The sequence below is a fragment of the Roseomonas sp. GC11 genome, assembly GCF_024437745.1.
Classification (GTDB): domain Bacteria; phylum Pseudomonadota; class Alphaproteobacteria; order Acetobacterales; family Acetobacteraceae; genus Pseudoroseomonas.
On sequence record NZ_JANFNY010000138.1, the window covers coordinates 1 to 7573 of the forward strand.

Annotated in this window: 8 protein-coding genes; all 8 read left to right on the forward strand. The window is 72.7% G+C overall.

The window, feature by feature from the left end:
- A partial coding sequence (locus NON00_RS23465; protein WP_256025217.1) for a hypothetical protein occupies positions 1 to 546 on the forward strand: 546 nt, incomplete at its 5' end.
- Positions 547 to 623: 77 nt separating this feature from the next.
- Positions 624 to 2582 (forward strand): methyl-accepting chemotaxis protein, encoded by a 1959-nt coding sequence (locus NON00_RS23470; RefSeq protein WP_256025218.1) that lies wholly within the window; start codon positions 624 to 626, stop codon positions 2580 to 2582.
- A gap of 49 nt (positions 2583 to 2631) precedes the next feature.
- Positions 2632 to 4179 (forward strand): chemotaxis protein CheW, encoded by a 1548-nt coding sequence (locus tag NON00_RS23475; RefSeq protein ID WP_256025219.1) that lies wholly within the window; start codon positions 2632 to 2634, stop codon positions 4177 to 4179.
- Between the two features lie 10 nt (positions 4180 to 4189).
- Entirely contained in the window at positions 4190 to 5287 is a 1098-nt protein-coding gene (gene cheB, locus NON00_RS23480) for a chemotaxis-specific protein-glutamate methyltransferase CheB (protein WP_256025220.1), read from the forward strand.
- Positions 5275 to 5916 carry a HEAT repeat domain-containing protein gene (locus NON00_RS23485; RefSeq protein ID WP_256025222.1) on the forward strand — a complete coding sequence of 214 codons (642 nt, stop codon included), beginning with the start codon at positions 5275 to 5277 and terminating at the stop codon, positions 5914 to 5916. The genes cheB and NON00_RS23485 overlap by 13 nt, the downstream gene beginning before the upstream one ends.
- Before the next feature lie 5 nt (positions 5917 to 5921).
- On the forward strand, positions 5922 to 6758 hold the full coding sequence (locus tag NON00_RS23490) for a protein-glutamate O-methyltransferase CheR (RefSeq protein WP_370688763.1): 837 nt from the start codon (positions 5922 to 5924) through the stop codon (positions 6756 to 6758).
- Positions 6730 to 7176: a PleD family two-component system response regulator gene (locus NON00_RS23495; protein ID WP_256025224.1), complete on the forward strand. Its 447-nt coding sequence runs from the start codon at positions 6730 to 6732 to the stop codon at positions 7174 to 7176. The genes NON00_RS23490 and NON00_RS23495 overlap by 29 nt, the downstream gene beginning before the upstream one ends.
- On the forward strand, positions 7173 to 7573 hold a 401-nt coding region (locus tag NON00_RS23500; protein ID WP_256025225.1), incomplete at its 3' end, for an Hpt domain-containing protein. The genes NON00_RS23495 and NON00_RS23500, both read left to right, overlap by 4 nt.

Genomic DNA, 7573 nt, shown 5'->3' on the forward strand with positions numbered 1-7573 from the left:
GCCCCGCCCGCGCCCGCCGCCGCCCTGGCCGCCGCCCCGGCCGGCCCGCCCGCCCCCCTCGGCGCCGCGGCGGAGACGCTGATGGCCTATCCCTGCATCGCCTGGGTGCTGCGCCACCAGCTGGCCTCCGCCGTCAGCCGCAGCGAGGCCGTGACCTATGAGCTGCATGAGCGGCTGACGCTGATCGACGCCATGGCCCCGGCGCTGGAAGGCGCGGCGGGGGGGGGCCAGGGCGGGGCCGCGGGTGGTAGCCAGCAGGCGGGGGCGCTGCGCGGCCTCGTGCTGGAGGCGCTGGCGACGCTGCAGTTCCAGGACATCCTGCGCCAGCAGCTGGGCCAGGCCGGCAGCGCGCTGGAGGAGCTGGCGGCCCATGCCACGGCCCTGGCCGAGCATCTGCGCGACCCGGAGGGCCACCCCGCCCCGCCGCCGCCGGAGGCGCTGCTGCGCCGGATGCAGGAAAGCTACGTGATGGAGGCGCAGCGCGCCGCCCATCGCGGCGGCGATGCGCGGGCCGCCCCGCCGCCGCCCGATATCGAATTGTTCTGAGGCGCCGCGATAGGGATTTCGCAAGCCCCGCGCGGGCTTGTGGCTGATGCGAAAACGCTTTGACCGAGGTCGTCCAAATGGCTCTGGTGAAGTCCTACGAACTGCGCGATGGCGGTGGAAAAAGGCAGGAGGAGGAGGCGCCGCGCGCCGCCCGCTCCGCCGCTGAGGGTCCCGCCCGCACCGCCGCCCGCCCCGCCGCCGCCGCGCAGAAGCGGGTCCGCACCTTCGCCCGCCAGCAGAAGGCGGCCGAGCGGGTGGCCAGCGCCACCACCCAGGTGGCGAGCGGCATCGCCGAGGCCGGTTCCGCCGCCGAGGAGCTGCGCCGCGCCATGGAGCAGATCAGCGCCGGCGCCACCGAGGCCTCCAGCGCCGCCGAGGAATCGCTGCGCGCCGTCTCGCGCGTCGTCGCCAATCTCGACCGCCAGCGCACCAATGCCGCGGCCTCGGAGGAGCGGACGGAGGCACAGCAGGCCCTCGTCACCAGTGTCAACACGCAGATCGCCACCAGCATCGCCAGCATCGGCCACGCGGCGCGGCGGCAGGCGGCCTCCGTCGCCATGGTGGCGGAGCTGGAGAAGCAGGCATCCAATATCGGCGACATCGTCAAGGCCGTGGCGCGCATCGCCGACCAGACCAACCTGCTGGCGCTGAACGCCGCCATCGAGGCGGCGCGCGCCGGGCAGCATGGCAAGGGCTTCGCCGTCGTCGCCGATGAGGTGCGCAACCTCGCCGAGACCTCCGAGAAATCGGCGCGCGACATCCAGGAGATGGTGGGCCAGATCCAGCGCGAGGTGAAGATCATCGCCGAGGGGATCAACAGCTCCGCCGCCGCCGCCACGGCCGAGGCGGAGAAGGGCCGCGCCATCACCGCCCAGCTGGAGCAGATCCGCGCCGAGATGGGCGAGATCCTGCGCGGCGCGCGCGACATCATGGCCGCCGCCGCCCAGTCCGTCGATGCCTCGAAGGAGGCGCAGAAGGGGGCGGAGGCGATTTCCGCCGCCGCCGAGGAACAGTCCGCCGCCTGCGAGGAGGCGCTGCGCACCGTCGACCAGCAGGCCAGCGCCCTGACGCAGAGCGAGCAGGCCTCGGCCGAACTCTCCGAGATGGCCGACGAGCTGAAGAACAGCAGCGATATCGGCAAGAGCGCCGAGGAGGTCGCCGCCGCCTCGGAGGAACTCTCCGCCGCGGTGGAGGAGATCAACCGCGCCGCGGCGCAGATCATGACGGCGATCGACCAGATCAGCCGTGGCGCGCAGCAGCAATCCGCCGCCACGCAGCAATCGGCGGCGGCGGTGACGCAGATCGAGCGCGGCGCGCGGCTGGCGGCCGAGCGCGCCGGCAGCGCGCGCGAGAAGGTCTCCGGCATGGTCGAGGCGCTCGGCGCCAACCGCACGGCGGTGGAGCAGATGATCGCCGGCGTGCAGGCCTCGGTGGAGGAGAATGCCCGCTCACGCGAGCAGATCAACGCGCTGGAGCAGGTGGCGCGGCGCATCGACAAGATCGTGGACGCCATCACCACCGTCTCGATCCAGACCAACATGCTGGCGGTGAACGGCTCGATCGAGGCGGCGCGCGCCGGGGAGTTCGGCAAGGGCTTCATGGTGGTCTCCACCGATATCCGCAACCTCGCCCGCGACAGTTCGGAGAATGCCGAGCGGATCAAGGACCTGGTGAAGTCGGTGCAGGACCAGATCGTGGCCGTGCGCCGCGACCTGGAGGAGATCGCCGCCGCCGCCTCCGCCGAGCTGGAGAAGAACAAGGCCCTGACCAGCAATCTCTCCGCCATGGTCACCGACATGGCGACGATCCTCGAAGGCAACCGCGAGATCGCCGCCAGCGCGGAGGATATCCTGGTCAGCCTCAGCGAGGTGAAGAAGGGGGTGGAGCAGGTCTCCGCCGCCGCGACCCAGGCCGAGCAATCGGCCGGCCAGGCCTCGCAGGCCGCGCGCGAGCAGGCCAAGGGCGCCGAGGAACTGGCCGCGGCGGTGGAGGAAATCGCCTCCCTGGCCGACGAGCTGCAGAACAGCGGCGCCTGAGGCGCCGCCATCACCGGGGGACGTGGCCCGAGCAGGAAGGCACACAGCCATGAGCGCAGCGCTGGCCCAGGACACCCTGGCCGGACGGCAATTCGTCACCTTCTGGGTGCAGGACGAGGTTTTCGGCGTCCCGCTCTCCGAGGTGCAGGAAATCATCCGCATGCCCGGGCTGGTGCGGGTGCCGATGGCGGCGGCCAGCCTGGAGGGCATCGCCAATCTGCGCGGCGCCGTGCTGCCGGTGACGAGCCTGCGGCGCATCTTCGCGCTGCGCGACGCGCCGCATGACGATGCGACGCGCATCGTCGTCATCAACCGCGGCGCCCTCTCGGGCTTCGTGGTGGACCGCATGGCGAGCGTCATCACCACCGAGGCGCATGAGATCGAGCCCTTCGCCGCCGCCGGGCAGACGGTGCGCAGCGACCTGCTGCAGGGCGTCGTCAAGCGCGACCGCGGCATGATCCTGCTGCTCGACCCCGACAGCCTGCAGGAGGCCGCCGCCCCCGGTGAGGGGGCGCGGCGCGAGGGCCATGGCCCGCGCGGCGGCGAGGAGGGCGCCGGCCTGCCGCGCGGCGCGGCGGCGGAGGCGCGCGGGGGCGATGAGCTGCAGCTCGTCAGCTTCGAGGTGGAGGGGCAGGAATACGCCTTCCCCATCGAGGATGTGCAGGAGATCGTCCAGGTCCCGCCGCGCATCAACGTGGTGCCGCGCAGCGAATCCCATGTCATGGGCGTCATGACGCTGCGCAACCGGCTGCTGCCGCTGGTCTCGCTGCGGCGGATGTTCGGCATGCCGCAGGCGCCGCTGGCCGAGCATAACCGCATCGTCGTCGTCGCCCTGGCCGGGCCGGCCGGGCCGGTCTCGGTCGGCATCGTCATGGATGCGGTGAAGGAGGTGCTGCGCGTGCCGCGCGCGGTGGTGGAGGCGGTGCCGCCGCTGCTGGCCAGTAGCGGGCAGGGCGGCGGGCGCGGCGGCGAGCTGGAGGCGATCTGCCGGCTGGAGCAGGGCAGGCGCCTGGTCACCATCCTCTCCGTCTCGCGCATGTTCCCGGAGGAGGCGCGGGAGCGGCTGCTGGGCGAGGGCATGGCCGCCCAGGCGGCGGCGGAGGAGGAGGCGATGGCGCAGCAGGACCAGGGCGGCGCGGCGGCGGATGACGAGGAGCAGTTCGTCGTCTTCCGCCTCGGCCATGAGGAATATGGCGTGCCGATCGGCGCCGTGCAGGAGATCGTCCGTGTGCCGGAGCAGCTGACGCGCATGCCGCGCACGCCCGATTTCATCGAGGGCGTGGTGAATCTGCGTGGCGTGGTGCTGCCGGTGGTGGACCAGCGCCGCCGCTTCGGCATGCCCGACATGGCGCGCAATGACCGCCAGCGCATCATGGTGCTGATGGTGGGGCAGGCCCGCACCGGCTTCATCGTCGACAGCGTGGTGGAAGTGCTGAAGGTGCCGCGCGCCACCATCGGCCCCGCCCCGCGCCTGGGCGGCGGTGCCCGGCTGATCGACCGTGTCGCCAATCTGGAAAAGCAGAAGCGCATGCTGCAGCTGCTCGAGGCCGGCCACCTGCTGGACCTGGAGGAGCAGGGCGCGCTCAACGAGCTGTGACGGGCGCGTCATGCTGAAGGTGCTGATCGTCGAGGATTCGGCGCTGATGCGCAGCCAGCTGCGCCGGTTGCTGGAAGGCGAGGGGGATATCCAGGTGGCCATCGCCCGCAACGGGGCGGAGGCGCTGGCCGTCATCCCGGAATTCGAGCCGCAGGTGGTGACGCTCGATGTCAACATGCCGGAGATGGACGGGCTCACCTGCCTCGGCCACATCATGCGCGACATGCCGCGCCCGGTGCTGATGGTCTCCTCCATCACGCAGCAGGGCTCCGAGGCGGCGGTGCGCGCCCTGGCGCTCGGCGCCGTCGATGTGGTGGCCAAGCCGGGCGGCACCATGTCCATCGGCATCGAGGCGATGCGGGACGAGCTGCTGGGCAAGCTGCGCGCCGCCGCCCGCGCCCGGCCGCGCCGTGCCCTGCGCCTGCGCGAGGCGCTGCGGGCGGAGCAGGCGGCGGCCGAGCAGCGCCGCCATTCCGCCGCCGCCCGCGCCGCGACGCGCGGCCTGGCGGGGCTGACGCTGGTGGGCGTCTCCACCGGCGGGCCGCGCACGCTGGAGGATATCCTGCCGGAGCTGCCGGCCAGTTACCCGCAGGCGGTGTTGGTGGCGCAGCATATGCCGGCGGGCTTCACCGCCTCCTTCGCCCGGCGGCTGGATTCCATCTGCGCGCTGGAGGTGGTGGAGGTCTCGACGCCGATGCCCCTGCAGCCGGGCCGCGCCTATATCGGCCGGGGCGAGGCGGATCTCGTCGTGGAAAAGCGCCTGGGCCGGCTGGTGGCCAATTCCGTGCGCTCCGACACCAGCCTCTGGCACCCGAGCGTGGACCGGCTGGTGCGCAGCGCCCTCGGCCTGGTGCCGCCCGCCGGGCTGATCGGCGTGCAGCTCACCGGCATGGGCGATGACGGGGCGGCGGCCATGGCGGAGCTGCGCCGCCTGGGCGGGCGCACCATCGCCGAGAGCGAGGAGACCGCCGCCGTCTTCGGCATGCCGGCCGAGCTGATCCGCCGCGGTGGGGCGAGCGAGGTGCTGCCCTGCGACCGCATCGCGGCGAAGCTGCGGCAATGGGCGGTGTCCGGCCAAGCGGGGGGAAGCAGCCGATGGGACTCCTGAAGGCACGGCCAGGGGCGGAAGCGGAGGCGGCCCCGCCCTCCGCCGGTGATGTGCTGGCCGGGCTGGCCTCGCCCGAGGCCGGGCAGCGCCGCGCGGCGGCCCAGGCGCTGGCCAGCCCCCATTCCTGCCCCCTGGCCAGCCCGGCGGAGGCCGTGCCGCTGCTGGCCGCCGCCCTGCGCAGCGAGCAGGACCGCCCGGCCCAGGAGGCGATGCTGGCGGCGCTCATCACCCTGGCCACGCCCGAGGCCGTGGCGGCGCTGCTGGCGCTGCTGCGGGCGGAGGATGCCTGGCTGCGCAATGCCGCCCTGGCGGCCCTGCAGGCGGTGGGCGAGCCCGCCGCCGCGGCCCTGCGCGGCCTGCTGGCGGCGGAGGAGGCGGATTGGCGCATCATGGCGCTCTCCACCCTGGCCGGGCTGCGCTGCGCGGCGGCGGAAGGCTGGATCCTCACCCTGCTGGAGACGGAGCCGGACGCCAATGTCTGCGCCGCCGGGGTGGAGACACTGGACCGCATCGGCAGCGCCGCCGCCGCCGCGCCGCTGGAGGCCCTGGCGCTGCGCTTCGCCCATGAGCCCTTCCTCGCCTATGCCGCGCGCGCCGTGCGCGCGCGCCTGCTGCCAGACGGCGCATGAAGCCCATGCCCCCGCCCATCCAGTCCGGTGAGTTCGCCCGCTTCCAGGAATTCTTCTACCAGAAGAGCGGCATCACCTTCGGCGCCACCAAGCGCTATTTCGTCGACCGCCGGCTGCTGGAGCGGATGGAAGCCACCGGCACGCGCTGCTTCGAGGACTACCTGACCCTGCTGCGCTTCCGCGACCCGCGCGGGGAGGAGCTGCAGAACCTCATCAACGCGATGACGGTCAACGAGACCTATTTCTTCCGCGAGCACTACCAGTTCCGCTGCCTGACGGATTCCATCCTGCCCGCCCTCACCGCCCGGCGGCGGCCTGGCGACCCGCTGCAGATCTGGTCCATGCCCTGCTCGACGGGGGAGGAGCCCTATTCCATCGCCCTGCACCTGCTGGAGCAATGGCCGGGGGTGGACAACTGGGATGTGCGCATCCTGGCCAGCGATATCGACACCCGCGTGCTGGAGCAGGCGCGCCTCGGCGAATACGATGCCCGCGCCCTGCAGCATGTGCCGCCGGAGATGCTGGCGCGCTATTTCACCCCGCTGCGCCAGGGGCGCTGGCGGCTGATCAGCGACCTGCGCAGCTCCGTCGAGTTCCGCCGCGTCAACATCACCGAGCCGGACGAGACGCGCGCCTATCGCGACATCGACGTCATCTTCTGCCGCAACCTGCTCATCTACTTCGACGACGCCTCGCGCCGCCGCGCGATCGAGGCGCTGTTCGACGCGCTGCGCCCGGGCGGCTTCATCTGTCTCGGCCATTCCGAGTCGATGAGCCGCATCTCCTCCCTGTTCGAGGTCAGGAAATTTCCCGATGCCATCGTCTATCAGCGGCCCGCCTGAGGCGGCGTCCCCCGATGCGCCTCCCCGGGATGAACCTCTCCGGGATGCGGCGCTGCTCGTCGTCGATGACGCGGCGACGGTGCGGCTCTACTACCGGGAGATCCTCGGCGGCCTCGGCTGCCGCGTGGAAGATGCCTGGAATGGCATGGAAGGGCTGGAGAAGGCCCTGCGCGCGCCGCCGCGGCTGATCCTGGTGGATGTGAACATGCCCGGCCTCGACGGCTACAGCATGCTGCGCAAGCTGCGCCAGGAGGAGGCGCTGCGCGCCGTGCCGGTCATCACCATCACCACCGAGGCCGGGGCGGCGGAAGCCTCGCGCGCCTACCGCGCCGGCGCCAATCTCTACCTGCGCAAGCCGGTGCGGCCGGAATTGCTGGCCGGGCTGGCGCGCGTGCTGCTCGGGATGCCGCCGGCATGAATCCGCTGCTCGACCAGTTCCTCATCGAGGCGCGCGACCTGCTGGACACCGCCAGCGAGGGCCTGCTGCGGCTGGAGCGCGGCGAGGCCGGCGAGGCGCTGGTGAACACCATCTTCCGCGCCGTGCACACGCTGAAGGGCACCTCCGGCCTGTTCGATGTCGCGCCGCTCACTGCGCTGGTGCATGCGGCGGAGGATCTGCTGGACGCCGTGCGCGCCGGCCAGATGGCGCTCACCGCGCCGATGGCCGACCTGCTGCTGGGCGCGCTGGACCAGACGCGGGTCTGGCTCGACGCGCTGGAGACGAAGGGGGCCCTGCCGGAGGCGGCGGAGGCCACCGCCGCCACCCATGGCGCCGCCCTCCAGGCGCTGCGCGGCAGCGGGCCGCAGGCGGCGGG

Coding starts and splice junctions, on each gene's coding strand:
- NON00_RS23470 (WP_256025218.1), top strand. CDS start 624: ATGGCTCTGGTGAAGTCCTACGAACTGCGCGATGGCGGTGGAAAAAGG.
- NON00_RS23475 (WP_256025219.1), top strand. CDS start 2,632: ATGAGCGCAGCGCTGGCCCAGGACACCCTGGCCGGACGGCAATTCGTC.
- cheB (WP_256025220.1), top strand. CDS start 4,190: ATGCTGAAGGTGCTGATCGTCGAGGATTCGGCGCTGATGCGCAGCCAG.
- NON00_RS23485 (WP_256025222.1), top strand. CDS start 5,275: ATGGGACTCCTGAAGGCACGGCCAGGGGCGGAAGCGGAGGCGGCCCCG.
- NON00_RS23490 (WP_370688763.1), top strand. CDS start 5,922: ATGCCCCCGCCCATCCAGTCCGGTGAGTTCGCCCGCTTCCAGGAATTC.
- NON00_RS23495 (WP_256025224.1), top strand. CDS start 6,730: ATGCCATCGTCTATCAGCGGCCCGCCTGAGGCGGCGTCCCCCGATGCG.